At 59.0% G+C, this 17,116-nt stretch carries 16 protein-coding genes; 8 read left to right on the forward strand and 8 right to left on the reverse strand.

Annotated features, from left to right (window positions below):
- Positions 1–57 precede the first annotated feature (57 nt).
- On the reverse strand, positions 58–261 hold the full coding sequence (locus AC1DNW_RS17530; protein ID WP_113310792.1) for a cold-shock protein: 204 nt from the start codon (positions 259–261) through the stop codon (positions 58–60).
- Positions 262–512: 251 nt separating this feature from the next.
- Here AC1DNW_RS17530 and AC1DNW_RS17535 point away from each other — a divergent pair, with 251 nt between their 5' ends.
- Entirely contained in the window at positions 513–761 is a 249-nt protein-coding gene (locus AC1DNW_RS17535; RefSeq protein WP_113297317.1) for a hypothetical protein, read from the forward strand.
- Positions 762–1,002: 241 nt separating this feature from the next.
- Here AC1DNW_RS17535 and AC1DNW_RS17540 read toward each other — a convergent pair whose 3' ends face one another.
- The 3 genes from AC1DNW_RS17540 to AC1DNW_RS17550 all read right to left on the reverse strand — a co-directional run bounded on the left by AC1DNW_RS17540 (position 1,003) and on the right by AC1DNW_RS17550 (position 3,377).
- The gene (locus AC1DNW_RS17540; protein ID WP_113510607.1) at positions 1,003–1,323 is read right to left on the reverse strand and encodes a hypothetical protein; all 321 of its coding nucleotides are present in this window, start codon (positions 1,321–1,323) and stop codon (positions 1,003–1,005) included.
- Positions 1,324–1,689: 366 nt separating this feature from the next.
- Positions 1,690–2,190 carry a YciE/YciF ferroxidase family protein gene (locus tag AC1DNW_RS17545; RefSeq protein WP_113297315.1) on the reverse strand — a complete coding sequence of 167 codons (501 nt, stop codon included), beginning with the start codon at positions 2,188–2,190 and terminating at the stop codon, positions 1,690–1,692.
- A gap of 458 nt (positions 2,191–2,648) precedes the next feature.
- Entirely contained in the window at positions 2,649–3,377 is a 729-nt protein-coding gene (locus tag AC1DNW_RS17550) for an endonuclease/exonuclease/phosphatase family protein (RefSeq protein ID WP_113510627.1), read from the reverse strand.
- 98 nt (positions 3,378–3,475) lie between these two features.
- Here AC1DNW_RS17550 and AC1DNW_RS17555 point away from each other — a divergent pair, with 98 nt between their 5' ends.
- The gene (locus AC1DNW_RS17555) at positions 3,476–4,447 is read left to right on the forward strand and encodes a lysylphosphatidylglycerol synthase domain-containing protein (protein WP_113510608.1); all 972 of its coding nucleotides are present in this window, start codon (positions 3,476–3,478) and stop codon (positions 4,445–4,447) included.
- Here AC1DNW_RS17555 and AC1DNW_RS17560 read toward each other — a convergent pair.
- On the reverse strand, positions 4,385–5,893 hold the full coding sequence (locus AC1DNW_RS17560; RefSeq protein WP_113510609.1) for a phospholipase D-like domain-containing protein: 1,509 nt from the start codon (positions 5,891–5,893) through the stop codon (positions 4,385–4,387). The genes AC1DNW_RS17555 and AC1DNW_RS17560 overlap by 63 nt on opposite strands.
- 234 nt (positions 5,894–6,127) lie before the next feature.
- Between AC1DNW_RS17560 and AC1DNW_RS17565 the strand changes: the two genes are divergently transcribed.
- Positions 6,128–6,328 carry a hypothetical protein gene (locus AC1DNW_RS17565; protein WP_113510610.1) on the forward strand — a complete coding sequence of 67 codons (201 nt, stop codon included), beginning with the start codon at positions 6,128–6,130 and terminating at the stop codon, positions 6,326–6,328.
- 219 nt (positions 6,329–6,547) lie between these two features.
- On the opposite strand, the gene AC1DNW_RS17570 is transcribed toward AC1DNW_RS17565, so the two are convergent.
- Positions 6,548–7,216, reverse strand: a complete 669-nt coding sequence (locus tag AC1DNW_RS17570) for a LuxR C-terminal-related transcriptional regulator (protein WP_113510611.1) — start codon at positions 7,214–7,216, stop codon at positions 6,548–6,550.
- A 248-nt stretch (positions 7,217–7,464) separates the two neighbouring features.
- On the opposite strand from AC1DNW_RS17570, the gene AC1DNW_RS17575 reads away from it, so the two are divergent.
- Both AC1DNW_RS17575 and AC1DNW_RS17580 read left to right on the forward strand, forming a co-directional pair.
- A complete protein-coding gene (locus AC1DNW_RS17575; RefSeq protein ID WP_113510612.1) occupies positions 7,465–10,305 on the forward strand; it encodes a helix-turn-helix transcriptional regulator in 2,841 nt (946 codons plus the stop codon).
- A gap of 178 nt (positions 10,306–10,483) precedes the next feature.
- Positions 10,484–11,161, forward strand: coding sequence for a GNAT family N-acetyltransferase (locus AC1DNW_RS17580; RefSeq protein WP_113297309.1), 678 nt, complete (start codon positions 10,484–10,486; stop codon positions 11,159–11,161).
- Positions 11,162–11,379: 218 nt separating this feature from the next.
- Here the strand turns inward: AC1DNW_RS17580 and AC1DNW_RS17585 are convergent, their stop codons facing one another.
- Together AC1DNW_RS17585 and AC1DNW_RS17590 are read right to left on the reverse strand one after the other, a co-directional pair.
- The gene (locus AC1DNW_RS17585) at positions 11,380–12,678 is read right to left on the reverse strand and encodes an epoxide hydrolase family protein (RefSeq protein ID WP_113297308.1); all 1,299 of its coding nucleotides are present in this window, start codon (positions 12,676–12,678) and stop codon (positions 11,380–11,382) included.
- Positions 12,679–13,178: 500 nt separating this feature from the next.
- Positions 13,179–13,847 (reverse strand): VOC family protein, encoded by a 669-nt coding sequence (locus AC1DNW_RS17590; RefSeq protein WP_113297307.1) that lies wholly within the window; start codon positions 13,845–13,847, stop codon positions 13,179–13,181.
- 442 nt (positions 13,848–14,289) lie between these two features.
- Here AC1DNW_RS17590 and AC1DNW_RS17595 point away from each other — a divergent pair, with 442 nt between their 5' ends.
- From AC1DNW_RS17595 to AC1DNW_RS17605, 3 genes are read left to right on the forward strand one after another with little or no spacing between them, the layout of a single operon-like run.
- Positions 14,290–15,090, forward strand: coding sequence for an SDR family NAD(P)-dependent oxidoreductase (locus AC1DNW_RS17595; RefSeq protein WP_477853839.1), 801 nt, complete (start codon positions 14,290–14,292; stop codon positions 15,088–15,090).
- Positions 15,091–15,146: 56 nt separating this feature from the next.
- Positions 15,147–16,175, forward strand: coding sequence for a D-cysteine desulfhydrase family protein (locus AC1DNW_RS17600; protein ID WP_477853841.1), 1,029 nt, complete (start codon positions 15,147–15,149; stop codon positions 16,173–16,175).
- Between the two features lie 50 nt (positions 16,176–16,225).
- Positions 16,226–16,819, forward strand: coding sequence for an NADPH-dependent FMN reductase (locus tag AC1DNW_RS17605; RefSeq protein WP_113297303.1), 594 nt, complete (start codon positions 16,226–16,228; stop codon positions 16,817–16,819).
- Positions 16,820–17,116 lie beyond the last annotated feature (297 nt).

The following is a 17,116-nucleotide window of genomic DNA, read 5'->3' on the forward strand; positions in this document are numbered from 1 at the left end:
CCATTCAATGGCGCCCCGCGATGCATTGGGCTTGTCGAGAAGGAGATCCCGCTCGGCTCAGAGCGATCTGACGTTCTCGGCCTTCGACTTGCCGGTCTTCCGATCCTGGCCAACGTCGAAGGACACGCTTTGTCCTTCCTTCAGCCCGTCACCATACTGCAGCGCCGAGACGTGCACGAAAACGTCGGCACCGCCGTCGTCCGGTGTGATGAAGCCGAAGCCTTTGTCGTTGTTGAAAAACTTGACCTTGCCAGTTGGCATGAGAACCCTCGTTTCTAGTGTTGAACGCGTCGGCAACCTAACGATCAGTTGCCGCGGGATCAACCCGCCCTGCGGGTCGCAGTAACGCAGGGGGCCGAATAGGCGTCGTCCGCCGACGTTAGCGGCTCATTGAGGGCTGGGTCAGGCCTGGAAAAGGGAGCCGCGTATGATCGCCTGCCCGGGCGCGTTGTCAGCGCACTCAGGCGTCGGGATGGTTACATAGATCCCGCGACAGATGTGGAGGACATTCAATGACCCTGGCAGAATTGATTGATCAGTACCGGCCGTATCTGGCCGATGAATCCGTGGCGGTCCGCCGCAGTTGGGAGGAAATGTTCACATATACGGTCCGGCATTATGCCAAGGACACGCCCATCGATACTTTCGATCTCGACGTCCTGTCAGAGCGGCTGCTTTCCGCGGGCATGCACCATCTTATCATTGCGGGCTATGTGAAGCGGTGGCGCGACCTGCTTTCCCGGACGGGCGAACCCAACTGAGGTGACGCCGGTCGGGATGGAGCAAGCGCTCGCCATCGGCACTTTTCGGTTCTTGAGTGTCGATCGGTCTCGCACGGTCGGGCGTTATACCTTCTTTGGAAAAGCGTATAACGCCCGATCAAGCATGAACCAATGGATACGCGGGGCAACATCGCTATGCCAGGCGCGCTGCCTAGGAGACGATATCGCCAAGGCGGCCTCGGCAAATCTTGAAAAAGCACCGGTCTCCCGGGCTTTTTGCCTAGAGATCCAAGCGGAAATAGACGCCGCTGCGATGAGGGCGGTAATAGCGGTCATTGTCTCGCCAGTAACGATTTTCCCGCCAGCGCCGCTCCGAGCGCCAATCCCGATCATAGCGTTGGTGACGGTGGTGACGCCAGCCATGCCGGTAATAATCGCGATGATGATGCCGGTAGTGGCGGTGCCGGACCTGAACGACGTCGCTCTTTTCGACGGCTGCAACCGGTGCTGCAGATCGCGGCACTGCCGAAGCCGGCTCCGCCGCAACGAAGGCCGAAGCGAGCGAGAGAGTGGCCGCAACGATAAAATGGGCGATTTTCATAGAGCTTCTCCATGGTAGATCATGGGTAAGCGTGGCCCCGCCGGCATGAACTCGCTCTGAAAACAGGCTTCATGTTAGGTTCATGGAAGACTACAGACGTGGAACAGGCGACGCGAGGGCTGCTGCTCTCAAACTCGGTTGTATGACGCGATTAGCCTCGTCAGAATCGGATGTCCATCTTCGGCGAATTGATGAAGCTCGCTACCTTCGCCGCGATGGAGTTTCTGGTCGAGGATCGTCGCTGTGTTGTTCTGGCGGGCATCGACGTTTTCTTGGCCATTGTCTCCATCCGTTCCGATATGTGTGAATTGCCGATTGAAGAAAGGCCGCCCTGGTGGGCGGCCTTCTCGCGGGACCTACATCGGTTCAGGCGGCTTTCTGCCCCTTGGCGTTGGCCGAGGCGAGTGCGAGCTCAGTCAGCTTCTTGTCTGTGGCCTCTTCTTCGGCAAGGTTTGCCTGAAGAAGGGCGACAGCGTCGTTGAGGCCGATCTGCTTGGCCCAGGTGATCAGCGTGCCGTAGCGAGCGATTTCATAGTGCTCGACGGCCTGCGCTGCCGAGATCAGACCGGCATCAAGGGCAGCCGTGCCCTTATACTCCTCCATGATTTCTTCGCCTTCGGCAATGATGCCCTGGATGGCCTCGCAGGTCTTGCCGCGAGCCGGTTTGCCGAGAAGTTCGAAGACCTGTTCGAGTCGTTCGATCTGGCCCTGGGTTTCGTCGCGATGCTTGAGGAAGCCGGCCCTACCTTCCTCGGACTGGGCGGCGCGAGCCATTTTTGGCAGAGCCTTCAGGATCTGTTTTTCCGCGAAATAAATGTCCTTGAGAGTGTCGAGGAACAGGTCGTTCAACGTCTTGCTAGTTGCCATGGTGGATCCTCCTGTGGCGAAGTGCTGATTGTATCGGTCTGTCCTCCGGTTTGCCGGGGTTAGACGACCTGTTCCCAATGTTTGCGCCGCATGATTGTTCCAGTCCTCAACCGTAGGGGAAGGAGTTGATCCCTGGCAGTTCCAAGACGTCCATTCGACGGTCCATTCCAAACATTAGGGGAGACAATGACCGCAAGCGCACTCAGATCACGGCTATGTTGGCGTCTGGCAGTACGGCGCGCCCGCGCCGCCACCAGCAGCAAGCTTCTATACGCTGCCGTCTGGATCAATTGGTTCTCGGGACCGTTGGTGTCGTACCACACTCCGGTGGCTGCCATGAAAGCTCTCAAATTGCATGGCAACCACGACATTCCGATGCGAGAGCGCGCCGGATTCCCATATCTGGGGCGACGGATGCCATGACGCTGAAGCCAGCAGGATGACAGCGAGGGTACGGTTCAGCCGAAGGCGATTTCCGCCAGAAGGGGGAGGTGGTCCGAGGCAATCCTTGCCAGCCTCGTCTCAAGGACTGCGGCTTTCCTTACGACTAGATCGTCGGTTACGAAGATGTGGTCGAGACGCATCAGCGGGTAGCGGGAAGGAAAGGTCGGTCTTGGCGGTGCGGCGCCGGCAAGTTGGGCATCCTTCAGCGACCGCGTCGCAAGACGATAGGTCACCGATGCCGGAAGGGCATTGAAATCGCCACACAGAATGCTCGGAACAGTCTCGTCTGCCGTACCGCGCAGCCAGCCGGAATTCAGCAGCGTGGTCATCTGCTGGATGCGCTCGCGTCCGCGAAGGCCGAGATGCGTGTTGACGACGAGCAGTTTCCTTTCACCAACCATTATCTCCACGGAAAGAGCACCGCGCGTTTCGCCGATGGACGGTAGCGGGCCGGCCTTGACCGCACCGGTCGGTAGCGCGGTGATGATTGCGTCGCCGTATTGCTCCTCCGCGACTGACAGCGCCGGATGGAAATGCGCCTGCATCTTCAGGAGTGATGCGATCATGTGCGCCTGGTCGACACCGCCTGTCCTTCGCCGCCCGACATCGACTTCCTGGAGAGCGACGATATCGGCCTCGGCCTCGGCGATGACATTGGCAATGCGGCCGGGGTCAAGCTTGCGGTCGGTACCGATGCAGCTATGCACGTTGTAGGTCAGAAGTCTGATCGGTTTATCCGGCATGGCCCGCTGAAAGGTTGCTGCTGCTAGGAACACAAAACCCGGCCATTCGTTCCCGCAGATCGAGCAGCAGCGCTCGCACCTTGCATTATGGAAGATCGATGACATTGAAAAGCATAATCTGGAATGGACTGTTTGTTGCCGCCCTTTGCCTGGCATTCTTTCTTCTCTATCGGATTTTCGAGCAGTACAGTTATGATCAGGTCGTCCAGTCGGTGCGTAGCATACCGTTTTGGAGATTGTGCCTGGCACTTCTCTGTGCAGCTGCATCCTATCTGTGCCTGAGTTGCTTCGATTTGCTGGCAATCCGTTCTCTCGGCAAGTCGTTGCCTTATCCAAAGGTCGCACTGGCTTCCTTCGTCAGCCTTTCGCTCGGGCACAATATCGGCTTTGCGGGGCTGAGCAGCGGGGCTTTCCGCTACCGCTATTACTCGCGCTGGGGACTGACAGCTGAGGATGTGGCAAAGATCATCCTCTTTTGCGGCGTCACGGTCGGGCTCGGACTGGTGACGTTGGGCGGCCTTGCAATGATCATCAATCCCGTGGATGCCGGGCGCCTTCTGCAAATCGGGACGGCAACGACCCGACTGTTCGGCTTGCTCGCCCTTGTCCTGCCGGTCGCCTATGCAGCGCTGGCATTTTTTGTGCGCGGCCAATTGCAGCTGTGGCGCTGGTCGTTTCAGCTGCCGCGGTTTTCGATCGCAGTTGGGCAGGTCGCGATCGGGACGATCAACTTCATCTTCGTTTCCGCCTGCCTGCACCAGATGCTCTCGGCCTTCGGCTCCGTCGCCTTTTTCCGCTCGGTGACGGCTTTCGTGCTCGCCAATTCGGCAATCCTTGCGACGCATGTCCCGGGCGGTCTCGGCGTGCTCGAGGCAACCGTTGCCTATGTCGTGCCGAAGGAGGCGTCGATCGGCGCGCTCATTGCGTTTCGCTGCGTCTATTTCTTCATCCCGCTAGTGCTCGGCACCACCTTGCTGTTCATCAGCGAGGTGGTCTTGCGGCGGCATTCACGCGAGGCGGGTGATGAGACGAACTCGACGGATGAGCGAGCGAAGGCCCAATCGGTGTAACGGTGCAAAGGGTCGAGCGGGGTCGAAGATAGCTGTGCCGGGAATGGGAACGGTGCTGCCGTCCGGCTTGACGGCGTATTCTCGCAGACCGCGCGGTCCGGTGTTGAAATCTGCGACCGCTGCGATCGTCGAGCCGGTGCGGGTGATGGCCCCGGCAAAACTCTCCGCGGTGGTACCGAGGAACTCTGCCAGCAGCCTGTTGCGCAGATCAGCGATCGCATGGCGGTGGTCTGTATTTCCGGCCTGGAGAAGCATGTCGCATTCTGAATCCAGCCCTTCCGAGCGGTTGTTGAGATTGGAAGAGCCAATGCGAACGAGCTCGTCATCAGCGATGATCAGTTTGGAATGGACAAGCACTTCCAGTTCACCATCGACCTTCCCTGGCACGACGGGGTAAAAAACGCGCAGACGGTTATTGCGGTCGGCCCGTTTCAGGCGCCGGATGACGCGATCGCGATTGTTGCCCATGACGATTTTTTCGATCAGCCCGTGGGAACTGCGCGTGCAGATGACGATCACTTCCGGCCCGTCTTCCTCCTGCAGGCGCGCGGCAATGGCGTCGGCAATGCGGAAGGAGGAAAGATATTGCGTCTCGATATAAAGCTGCCGCCTGGCCCTGGCGATGACGTCAAGCGTCATGGTGATGCCCTCGCCAACGCCGGACTGAAAGGCCGTCGAAGGCTCCGTCAACGCGAAGCTGACTGGGCAGTTGACCAGCGAAATGGAACGATCGTCCGGCCAGGTGAAATCAATCCCCTCGGCAAGGGACGCGTGGGTCTCACCGGTGGCTTTTTCCCACCGCCGTCTTGCAATTTCACCGATGAGCCGGGCGGCATCACCGGTGACCATGGCCTGAACGTCGTGCAGCGGATCGTAGGAAACGCCTTCGGGCGCGCGCCGTAGTTTGTCTTCTGCGCGATGGCGCCGCGTATCCCACCGCCGTGACGTCAGGTCCATTCCACCGATGAAAGAAACCGCGTCATCGACGCAGACGAGTTTTTGATGATGGCTGCCGCGTATCGCGTGCTGGATATCGAAGCGCAGATCAATCCCCGGGCTCTTCGGGAAGGTCTTCTTTCGCAATAGTTTCAGGGATTTTTCCGAATAGATCGGGCCGAACGCCCAGATGAGGATGCGTATTTTGAGCGCCGGATTTGCCGCGCTCAGTGCATGCAGCATGTCGCCCAATGTCTCGTCGGATTTGTCCGGCTCCATCAGGATATCGGGATTGAAGTCCCATCCGACGATCCAGATCGTGCGCCTGGCCATTCGTAACGTACGCGCCAGTTCGGCGAAATAAGTGTTGCCGTTGATGAGGAAGGCTGTGTACGCAGCCGTATCACCCAATGGAAAAGCTCCTGCCCTCCGTCTTTCGCCGCCGCTCGACCGTTGTTCTTTTGCTTCACGTAATCCCGGATGATTGAAGATATTTTCGGCTATGGTCATGGCTGCCTCAGGCTCTGAACTGATCACAAACGCTCAGAATTTTCCGAGGTTCCCTCGTGGGGCCGCACTCGTGCTGGATCGCGGCGGAACGGTCGATGCGAAAGCAATGTCAATACGCAGCTGCGCCAGTCCGTGGTGGGGGTATGGATGCCGAGAGATTGGCGATCACAGGAGCCGACACCAATGGAACCTTCATCGATTACTCAGGTTACTCATCATCAAAGGAGGAATGCCATGGGAACGACATCGCCGAAGGATGGTGCACCCGGTACCACTGATCAATCGCCACGTTGGGAGGGTCCGCAGGGAAATACGCCCCGCGGTTATATGCGCGCCAAGGACAATCCCGACAAAGCCAGAGACGCCAATGGAGAGAGTAGTAGCGATCCGGTCGTAAAGAAGGTGACCGACGGCTTGAAGCAGAAGGGTGATTGAAGTCGTCCTGATCGAAAGCGGGCTTGCTGAAACTGGGCGGCGGGCTGTCGTCCTGCCGCACGAGAGGTGAAGCGATCCAATCGCTGTCGGTGAGGAGTTTCGCATGGCGGCGAACTCCAGGAAACCCGAGATCGGTAGAAGGAAACTGTTGCCGACCGGTTGTGTCAGGGCTTCCAACGGACTGCAGTCTCTTCTCTCAACTCGACCGCTTTGAGGATATCACAGCGCTGATTGGAAGCTGGGACTGGATCCGCAAGCTGGTCCAAGTTTCGCGACCATGTTGACCAGATCGGGGAGAGTCCTGGCTTTCATCTTTCTCATCACCTGTCCTCGATGAGCCTTTACGGTTATTTCGCTGATATTCAGTCTATAAGCCACCTGCTTGTTCAATAGCCCCTCCGCCACAAACGTCATGACCTGTCTTTCTCGCGGGGTTAACGTGAGAAAATAAGCTTCCAGGCGGTCCGCGTCACTGACCGCACGGATTGCGGCGTTCACCTCTTCCACCAGAAAGCTTGGTTCGTCAGGTTTGGGCATGAATGTTACGCGGAATTTGCTGGTCGTGGCTGTCATCGCGGCGCGGGGCTTTGCGGTCAGAACGATGATGGGGCAATGCAGCGCATGTAGACAAATGAGGTGCGTGAGATCTGAGACCGTCAGATCGGCCATGCCAGCATCAACGACGATGCAATCGAAGCCGCCGGCCTGCGTTGCGCCTAGAAAGCTTGCCGCCGAATCATAAGTCTCAGGATGCCATCCCATTCGAGAGACATGTTCATGCAGGGCCGTGCCGATATGGGCGTCGTTGCTCAGAACTGCCACGTCCGGTTGGCTGGACGGTCTGACGTCAACTTTCAAAGGAGCGGTAAGGTGTTTGGTGACGTACATGCCATTCCCCTTCATTGATTGTGCGCTAGCTATGCCGTGGCTGGATTGTTTGATTGATGTGTCATGCTCGTTGGTGTGGGTGTTGCTGTCATGGTTTTAGACGAGCGCGCCTGATCATGCGACTTAAGTGGCGTGACAGAACCTGAAAAAAGCTGAAGTATTCTGCTACGGGTTGTTAAAGGACTGTTCCGCAATCTGTCTCTTATATGTTCTTATCGCTATGACTTCATCAGATAGAACGGATCGCTTTGGGACAGATTGAGATTGGACTTTTCGAGTACTCCGGATGGGAGTTAGATCTCGAAAAGCGAGAGCTACGTGCCATGGGGGCACCGGTCCCGCTCGGCAGCCGTGCGTTCGAAATCCTGGAGACCCTCGCCCTCTCCTCGGGCGGGATCGTAACGAAGGACGAGCTGATGAAGCGAGTCTGGCCCGGCCTTGTCGTCGAGGATAACACTCTTCAAGTACATATCTCAGCGATACGGCGGGCACTGGGAAAGGATCGCGACTTGCTCCGGACGGTGTCCGGCCGGGGGTATCGACTGCTCGGCGAATGGACGGAACCCGAGGCGCGATTCCTTGGGTCAACACCAGCGATCCGCGTGGAACCCAGCGAACGAGGGGCTTTCGTCACGAACATTCCTTCGGCCGCGTCCGAGCTCATCGGACGTCAGTCTTCGATTTCGCAGATTATAACGCTTATGTCGGCCTATCGCGTTGTAACCCTCACAGGACCGGGCGGGATCGGAAAGACGGTACTCGCATCGGAAGTCGCCCGACGTCTGCAGCCATCCATTGATGGAGATGCGTTCTTTGTAGAGCTGGTGTCGCTCCCAGATCCGAACCTCGTTCCGACAACGCTAGCCCAGACTCTCGATTTGCGCCTTCAAGGTGACGACATCTCCGCCGATCTCGTGGCACGAGCCATCGGCAACCGAAAAATGTTGCTGGTAATCGACAATTGCGAACATGTTGTCGATGCTGCTGCGGAGATGGTCGAGGCGATCCTGCGTGCCTGCCAGAACGTGTCCGTCCTTGCCACGAGCCGGGAGCTTCTTCGCATAGAAGGCGAATTCACCTACCGCGTGCCGCCGCTCGAAGTACCTGCGAAAGAAGAAAAGGTCGATGCGCTTCAACACAGTGCGGTTCAGCTATTTGTCGCTCGAACGCTGGCGCTACAGTCTGACTTTACCATGAGCAAGGACAGGGTCTCGGTTATCGCGGGTATCTGCCGTCATCTCGACGGAATTCCCCTGGCCATAGAGTTCGCCGCCGCTCGCGCGGCCACCTTGGGTCTTCAACAGATCGCTGGCCGTCTGGATGATCGATTCGTCCTCCTCACCGGCGGACGCCGAACTGCTCTGCCTCGACACCGAACGCTCCGGGCCGCTCTTGATTGGAGCTACGAGTTGTTGCCGGAAGGCGAGCGTCGCCTGCTTCGTAATCTGGCCGTCTTTCCCGCAGGTTTCACTTTAGAGGCGGCCACGGCAGCAAGCGGGGAGGACGAGGAGCAAACCGCTTCAGGGCTTTCAAATCTCGTCTCAAAATCGCTCGTGACATTTGAAGGAACAGACGCGGCTCCTCGCTGGCGTCTTCTGGAGACCGTGCGGGTCTATTCTCTCGAAAAACTTGGGGCGGGTGCTGACTATCGTCTGACGATGCAGAGAAGTGCGGAGTTCTTTCGATCGTTCTTCCAGCCATTTTCGAATGCGAATTCACTTCAGGTGGCGATCGAACGTCTCGGTCCCTATCGCCGGGAGATCGATAATCTACGCGCCGCTTTGACTTGGGCCTTATCGTCTGATGGCGATGGAAAGCTGGGAGCGAGACTGGCCGCCGTCGCCTCCGATTTTTGGACCGCGATATCGCTCGTGTCCGAATCCGGGGAATGGGCTCAAAAAGCACTGTTTCAGCTTGAAGACGAGGCGGGCAGCCGCACTGAAATGGTACTGCAATGCGCCCTCGGATTTGCACTGATCTATACCCAGGGCATGAGCAAACGGGGAAGGGACGTGCTTATTCGTGCTCTTTCACTGGCGAAAGCTTTGGGTGATGCTGATTATCAGCAACGAGTGACTTGTGCGCTTTGGCTTTTCTCCGCCCGTTCAATGGAATTGAAGGACGCGCTTGCCTATGCCCGCGAATACGAGAAGGGTTCCGATGACCGAGACGCGCAGTCGCGGGCAACAGCAGCGTGGATGATTGGGATCCCGCAGGCCTATCAAGCTGAGCACTTGGAAGCGCAAGACAGGCTTGATTGGGCCGCGAGGAATTCGCCCCTCACCAATCGCCGCAGAGATATGCTGAGGCTGGGAGCGGATATTCGGACGTCCTCCATGGCTCACAACACGGTCAATTTGATATCACTGGGTCGATTGGATGCAGCTTCGCGGACAGCGGAAGATTCAATTCTCGAAGCGCGCGCGACCAAGCAACCGTTTGTATTTTGTGTCGCTTTGGCCTGGGCGTCGGCCTTCGTATCCCTGAGCCTGGAGAACGACCTTCGAGCCCGAGAGTGGGGCGAAGAACTGATTGAACATGCATTGCAGCACGGTCTAAAACCTTTCTACGCGGTGGGCCTGTGCGTGCGTGGCAGTTTGGCTTCACGATCAGGCTCCCCCGCAGAGGGCATAGACGCCCTTCGAGCCGGGCTTCGTGAAATGCATGAGACCTCATATTTGCTGTTCTATCCCTTTTTCATGTGTGAACTCGCAACCGCGTTGCAGATGGCTGGACGTTTGGACGAGGGCCTTGGGCAAATCCAGGAGGCATTGAGGTTCTCAGCCGACAAGGGCTACCAGTGGATGGTACCGGAACTGCTGAGAAGAAAAGGCGAGATAATCGCGACGCGAGATGTCAATGAAAGATTGCCGGTGAACCTGTTTCACGAGGCGGCCCATAGAGCATCCGCTCAAGGCGGTCTTTATTGGGAGCTGACCGCGAGCATCAGTCTGGTTGAATATCTTGCCAGCCGCGGCGAACGGGCATCGACCCGAAAAATCCTCCTTCCAGTGTACGAGCGGTTCACAGAAGGTCTTTCGACCCCTCGACTTCTGCGGGCGAAGATGCTGATAGGCACGGATGCATGAAAGCTTCCTCGGACTTCGCGCTAGCCGGCCCTCCTGACACATCCGCCGCGGCCGGTCCAAGCGCCATACCTCATATGGAAGCGACCGTTCCTCCGCCAAAGTGACCTTGTCCCAGTAACGCGGGCGATTGCCTTTAAAAGACGGCTGGCCTATCCACTCTTTGACCAGAGGAGTGACGATGCGCGATCTTTCCAACTACAAGGTTGCCGCCCCAGGCTATGTGACGCTGAAGGGCCGCTATGCGTCGGTTGAACCGTTCGTTCGTGCAAGGCATCTGCAGGAGCTGTGGGATGGGCTGGGCGGCATGGGTGTCAATCCTCTGCTTCTTTATTTTGCGCAGGACGATTTTGGCGGCATCGACGATTTCGGTACATGGCTCGACGACGTCAAGAATAGCGGCTGGCTGACGCATATCTTCCGCAACAATGCGACTGGTAAAGTCGTCGGCATGGCCAGTTTCATGCGTGCCGATCCGGCCAACGGCGTCGTCGAAATCGGCGGTGTTGCGCATGGTGCTGATATGAAGCGCTCTCCAATTTCGACGGAAGTGCACTATCTGATGGCCAAGCACGTGTTCGAAGATCTAGGCTACCGCCGTTACGAGTGGAAGTGCGACAACAAAAACCAGCCGAGCAAGACGACGGCTGCGCGCTATGGCTTCAGCTTCGAAGGCGTCTTTCGCCAGCATATGATCGCCAAACGCCGCGATCGCGACACGGCCTGGTTCTCGATGATCGATGGCGAATGGCCGTTGCTCAACGATACTTTTGAGGCCTGGCTCGCGCCCGGCAATTTCGATGCGGAGGGGAAGCAGCTCCGCCGGCTAGCGGATATCCGAGCGCACCTGGGCAAATAACAGCTGCTATATACTCGGAACGCTGCTGACAGGCAGTTGCCGTTGCCACATTCTGTCTGGCGCCCGGTTCGTGATTCAATTGACCACGGCAGGTGCTGTGGATCGGCGACTTCTCGCCGGTGGTAGGGGTCGTCGACTGCTGTCCCGCCCGGTCATGCTTCCGCAAATGACTGAATAGGAGTTGAGGGCTGGCGCAGGATCACCGCGCCAGGCCTGCGTCAGATCTGATCGCGCAGCGACTTGAAGGAAGCGCGCAGCTCCGCCGTGAACAGTTCCGGCTGTTCCCAGGCAGCGAAATGGCCGCCCTTTGCCGGCCGCCCGTAGTGGATAAGCTTCGGATAGGCCTTCTCCGCCCAGCTCTGCGGTGCCTGGTAGATCTCATCCGGGAAGGCGCTGACGGCGACCGGGATCTTGATGCCGCGCGGATCGAAGAAGCCGCCGGAGGGGAAATGCGCATTGTCCCAGTAGAGGCGCGCTGACGAGATCGCCGTATTGGTCAGCCAGTAGAGCGTGACATTGTCGAGGATGTCTTCGGGCGTCAGACCCTCTTTCTCGCCATTGAAGGACCGGGCGATCATTCGGTAGCTGCGGATGTCGTGGTCGAGCATCCAGGAGGCGAGGCCGACGGGTGAATCGACGATGCCATAGAGCGTCTGCGGCCGGTTGTTCATCTCGATCGCATAGCCGAGGCCGTTCTTGTAGAAATCGTCGAGCTGCTCGTAAGCACGCTTCTCGTCAGCCGAGAGATCTGATGGAGCCGGGGCGCCTGCCGACAGCAGCTTGGCGATATCGGCGGGCACGGTAGCGGCCATATTGGTGTGGATGCCGATGAGGCCCGCGGGCTCCTGCACTGCCATCAATTCGGTCACGGCATTGCCCCAGTCGCCGCCCTGGGCGACATATTTCTGATAGCCGAGACGCTGCATCAGCACGGCCCAGGCCTTGGCGATGCGCGGCGGGTTCCAGCCTGCCTCCTTCGGCTTGCCGGAAAAGCCGTAACCCGGCAGCGAGGGGATGACGACATGGAAGGCATCGGCCTCGGTGCCGCCAAAGGCGGTCGGATCGGTCAGCGGCCTGATGATTTTCAGCTGCTCGATGATCGAGCCCGGCCAGCCATGGGTGATGATGATGGGCAGCGCGTTTTCATGCTTGGACTTCACATGGATGAAATGGATGTCCAGCCCGTCGATCTCCGTCGTGAACTGCGGGAAGGAATTGAGCCGGGCTTCGGCCTTGCGCCAGTCATGGGCGCGCCAGTATTTGGCGACCTTCTGGATGGTGTCGAGCCTGACACCCTGCGTATCGTCTGAGACCGTCTCGCGATCCGGCCAGCGGGTGGCGACGACGCGGCGATGCAGGTCCTTTAGCTGGTCCTCGGTCGCAGTGAATTTGAAGGGTTTGAGGTCAGAACTCGCGCCCGTGGCGGCGAACGCTTCCGGGATCATGCTGGCAGCGCTGGCCGAGGCCGCGACCGCAAGCAGTGTTCGACGTGTGACGGTTGGCTGTATGTAGGACATGGCATCCTCCTTGCGTGTGTGCCTTGTTTTTACGAGAAGGAAGGTCACACCAAAGAAGGGCTGCAACTATTGCACCAAGGTATGGTCGATACCTTGGTATCAAACGGCCATTCCAATGGTGCGGCGGTTCCGAAAGTTAGGTCCTTCATCGACTTTGCAGGTCCGCATCTGCGTTCGGAACTGGAACGCATAGCCGCCGAGAGCCTCACCATACCCATTAACGGATGGGTGCCGGCATCGAAGTGACGACTTTCCTGATTGGCGAATGCCTCAGCCGGGTGGAACGCTGCACGCTTCGTGGTCGGCGATTACCTGAATGTCACGTTGGATTGAACGAGGGTGAGCCGGACGCAACGCGATAGGCCGGTCCGACAGGCTAGTTCTTGCACCACTGTCTGCCGGGGAAGTCGTCTGTGGGCAAAATACCACCCCGCGTGCGGAATTGAAAGCAGTGGAGGAAACCAATCCAACGTGACGGAGCGGACGACGCTCGAAGACGTTCAAGTCGGCAGTTTCGCGCCCGCCTGCTCCTTGATCAGGTAGTCGGCGTACCAGTCGGGCCAGTTGTCATCATGCTTTCCACCTTCACGCTTCTCATGCTCGCCATGGGCGTCCGCGGCCCTTCGCAGGGCGCTCGCAAGATCGCTGGCAGAGGTGAACGCCGCCCTTTGTGCATCTATCCGACCAGGAAGTCTGGACGTGACCTCCTGGAACAGCCAGCCGTTCCCGTCGGGATCGGAAAAGGACGCGAATGAGCCATAGCTCGAACGCGAAGGATGTGGACCGGGCAGGCGCTGGTCGGCGCCCTTGTGGTGGAACACGCCGCCGGCATCGTGGAAGACGCCGCTCATTTCGGCACCGCGTGCGGCGAGCGCCGCGTGCGCCATCTCGATGTCGGAGACGATGAGATGCAGCCCTTGCGCAGAACCTGGCGCGGCGGTCGTCACGTTCGCGCCGAAGATGACGGAGCAGGGAGAGCCGGGTGGCGTGACCTGGACAACCCGGAAGCCGTCTTTCCCGGACACGTCGGCGTCGAGCCGCCAGCCGAGGCCGGTGTAGAACGACTTGGCGCGATCGACGTCGGACACGGGAATGACGATGACCTCGAGCTTCATGTCGACGTCGCCAGTACGAGTGGACTTCGGTTCGTATTGTTCATGGATGGCCATTTCGATCTTCCTCGATTGGATTTTGTCCGCGGCATTCCCGCTACGCGGCGACGATGCGCTGACCCCTGCGTGGCTGTCCATTATGCGAAGGTGTCGGACGTCACGGACCGATTGTCGACCGATCCTTAGGTATCGCCGATACCTTCGCACAATATCATCGGCGCCCTTATCGGACGATTTCTATGACGCATTCCAACCATATCGATCCAAGGGAGGGCGTCGTGTCAGCAGAGGTCGAAACCGGGGCCGCGGCGGCTGCACTTGGCATTCTCCAAAGACCCGCTTGTCCAGCGTCCGGCAGTGACGCCATCCGGCCGTTCAGGTGCGCGATCCAGCAGAAAGAACTCGACGAGCTTCGCCGCCGAGTTCTCCGAACTGCGTGCAGCTTTCAGGACGTTACGCTGACGCCTGCCCGGACACACCTCAAGCAAGGAGAAGCACGATGACGAATTTTCCAAGAGGCACTGCGCTTATCACGGGCGCGTCGTCGGGCATCGGGGCGCTCTATGCCGACAGGCTGGCGCGACGCGGTTACGACCTCATACTCGTGGCGCGAGGTCAGGACGCGCTCGCAAAGATTAGAGAGGACATCGTGCAGGCAACGGGCCGGACGGTGACCACAGTCCGTGCGGATCTCGGTGAGCGGGACGACCTTCTGAAGATCGAAGCAATCCTTCGGAGCGACCCGTCGATCACGATGCTGGTCAACAACGCCGGGGTCGGCGCCGTCGCGCCATTGCTCATGTCTGACGTGGAGGACATGGAGCGAATGATTAGGCTCAATGTGACCGCACTTACCCGACTGGTCTATGCGGTCGCGCCGTCCTTCGTCGCGCGCGAGCACGGGACAATCGTCAACATGGCCTCCGCTTTGGGCATCGCGCCCGAAATCCTCAACGGGGTCTACGGAGCGACGAAGGCCTTCGTCATCGCCCTGACCTTCTCTTTGCAGAAGGAACTGGCCGAAAAGAACATCCGGATCCAGGCAGTCCTTCCAGGCGCCGTCGACACCCCGTTCTGGGAGGCTTCCGGGGGCTCGTTGGACAGGCTACCCGACCAGATTGTCATGACGGCAGAAGACGCCGTCGATGCAGCGCTTGCCGGTCTCGACATGGGCGAGCTGATCACCCTTCCATCGATACCCGACATTGGGGACTGGAACGCCTATGAAGCTGCTCGCCAGAAGCTGATGCCCAACCTCTCACGCGATGTTCCGGCTGCGCGATATCAGACCCGGCGCTGAAATGGTGACAAGGTGGATGCCTACGTCACGAAAACGACGACTCGTATGGAGCCAAAATGCTCGATCCCGCTCTACTAAGCCAATTCCCCCGCGTGCGCCTCATTGAGGGGGCAACCCCGATCCAGCGGCTGGCCCGACTGGAGCAGGTGCTGCCTGCTCAGCAAAAAGGCGTCTCTATCTGGGCGAAGAGAGACGATCTCATGGAACTAGGAGGTGGGGGCAACAAGCTCCGAAAGCTTGAGTTTCTTCTGGGGCAGGCGACAGCGGAAGGTTGCGACACCGTGGTCGTGACCGGCGGAGTGCAGTCGAATTTCGCTCGATTGGCCGCCGCCGCCTGCGCCAGAACCGGGCTGGCATGCGAAGTCGTTCTTTCTCAGATGGTACCGCGGCATAGCGAGATCTACCGGGCCAATGGCAATGTTGTGCTGGACCGACTGTTCGGTGCGCGTGTTCATATCTTGGAAGCGGGAGACGATGCCGGTGGGTTCGTCGCCCGCCGGGCGTCTGAGATCGCCGCATCGGGGAGAAAGGCCTTCGTCGCCACGCTCGGCGGTTCGACGCCGGTGGGCGCCATGGGATACATCGACTGCGCCTTCGAGATCGCGGCGCAATCGGCTGAAATGGGCATCGCCTTCGACCAGATCGTCATTCCAAATGGCAGCGGCGGCATGCATGCCGGCCTCGTGGCTGGAGCGGTGGTGGCCGGTCGAGATCCTTCCCGGATAAGGGCGCACACTGTCCTATCGGCGGCAGACGCCTGCGTCATCGCAACAGCCGACAAGGTCAACGCGGTCCTCGAGCTTCTCTCGAAGAAAGACCGCATCAAGCCGGAAGATCTGCAAATAAGCGGCACGCAGCTTGGTGGCGGCTACGGCATTCCGACCGCCGCCATGGTCGAGGCGGTCAGGATCGTCGGCAGGTCGGAAGGTCTGCTTCTCGATCCTGTCTACGGGGGCAAGGCGTTTGCCGGTCTGCTTTGCGACATCGAAGACGGCGTTATCGCGCAGGGATCGAACGTCCTGTTCGTGATGACTGGAGGTTCCCCAGGGCTCTTTGCATACGCGGATGCCCTGAACGGCAACTGATCGCCATTTCTGAGATCATCGACATCAACTCAACAAAAGTGAGGAATATTATGGCTTTAAAACCAAAAATCGCGGTTATCATCGGCTCCACGCGGCCCACTCGTTTCGCTGACAAGCCGGCGCAGTGGATACTGAAACAGGTGCAGGCGCGCGGTGATATGGACGTCGAGGTGGTCGATCTGCGCGACCATCCCCTGCCTTTCTTCGACGAAGTGGCGTCGAACGCATATGCGCCGAGCCAGAACGCGGAAGCGGTTCGTTGGCAAAAGACGGTCGGCCGCTACGACGGCTACATCTTCGTCGTCGCGGAATACAATCGCTCGATCACCGGGGTGCTGAAGAACGCCCTCGACCAGTCCTACACGGAATGGAGCCGTAAGCCGTTCACCGCCATCGCCTACGGGAGCGCCGGCGGATCGCGCGCGCTCGAACATCTGCGCGGGATCGGCGTAGAGCTGCAGATGGTCTCGACCCATGCGGCCGTCCACATTGGCGGCAGCGATTTCTTCGCCGTATTTTCGATGGGCGGCAACAAACCGATCGAGGAGATCGAAGCGAATCTTCTGCCGTCGGCAAAGACTGCGCTCGACGAACTCGTCTGGTGGGCAAAAGCCACGATGGCCGCCAAGGCTGCCGAAATCTGATTGCTGCTGATGGATGTGCTTCGTGGAAGCGTTGATCGCCTCCGCGACGTCTTTCGTTGCCGGGGCCATAGATACTCATGCTTTTGAGCGGCTCGGGGCAAGAGGTCGATCACGGAGCGACGTGGCATGATAGCCTGCCGCTCCACCGCCGCGACGTCTCGACCCAGGTTGCGAACGCATCCGAAGACGGCCGGCGGCACATTCGAACTGCGCGGGAGATCTGAGGCGGCGGGAATGTCGTCGGCATCGACATGCAAGGCGATGGTCGCTGACGTTCCAACAATAGACGATCTTTGG

The sequence above is a fragment of the Rhizobium sp. 05L429 genome (assembly GCF_056397645.1).

Coding starts and splice junctions, on each gene's coding strand:
- AC1DNW_RS17565 (WP_113510610.1), top strand. CDS start 6,128: ATGGGAACGACATCGCCGAAGGATGGTGCACCCGGTACCACTGATCAA.
- AC1DNW_RS17570 (WP_113510611.1), bottom strand. CDS start 7,216: ATGTACGTCACCAAACACCTTACCGCTCCTTTGAAAGTTGACGTCAGA.
- AC1DNW_RS17605 (WP_113297303.1), top strand. CDS start 16,226: ATGGCTTTAAAACCAAAAATCGCGGTTATCATCGGCTCCACGCGGCCC.
- AC1DNW_RS17535 (WP_113297317.1), top strand. CDS start 513: ATGACCCTGGCAGAATTGATTGATCAGTACCGGCCGTATCTGGCCGAT.
- AC1DNW_RS17600 (WP_477853841.1), top strand. CDS start 15,147: ATGCTCGATCCCGCTCTACTAAGCCAATTCCCCCGCGTGCGCCTCATT.
- AC1DNW_RS17555 (WP_113510608.1), top strand. CDS start 3,476: ATGACATTGAAAAGCATAATCTGGAATGGACTGTTTGTTGCCGCCCTT.
- AC1DNW_RS17530 (WP_113310792.1), bottom strand. CDS start 261: ATGCCAACTGGCAAGGTCAAGTTTTTCAACAACGACAAAGGCTTCGGC.
- AC1DNW_RS17545 (WP_113297315.1), bottom strand. CDS start 2,190: ATGGCAACTAGCAAGACGTTGAACGACCTGTTCCTCGACACTCTCAAG.
- AC1DNW_RS17590 (WP_113297307.1), bottom strand. CDS start 13,847: ATGGCCATCCATGAACAATACGAACCGAAGTCCACTCGTACTGGCGAC.
- AC1DNW_RS17580 (WP_113297309.1), top strand. CDS start 10,484: ATGCGCGATCTTTCCAACTACAAGGTTGCCGCCCCAGGCTATGTGACG.
- AC1DNW_RS17540 (WP_113510607.1), bottom strand. CDS start 1,323: ATGAAAATCGCCCATTTTATCGTTGCGGCCACTCTCTCGCTCGCTTCG.
- AC1DNW_RS17560 (WP_113510609.1), bottom strand. CDS start 5,893: ATGACCATAGCCGAAAATATCTTCAATCATCCGGGATTACGTGAAGCA.
- AC1DNW_RS17550 (WP_113510627.1), bottom strand. CDS start 3,377: ATGCCGGATAAACCGATCAGACTTCTGACCTACAACGTGCATAGCTGC.
- AC1DNW_RS17595 (WP_477853839.1), top strand. CDS start 14,290: ATGACGAATTTTCCAAGAGGCACTGCGCTTATCACGGGCGCGTCGTCG.
- AC1DNW_RS17585 (WP_113297308.1), bottom strand. CDS start 12,678: ATGTCCTACATACAGCCAACCGTCACACGTCGAACACTGCTTGCGGTC.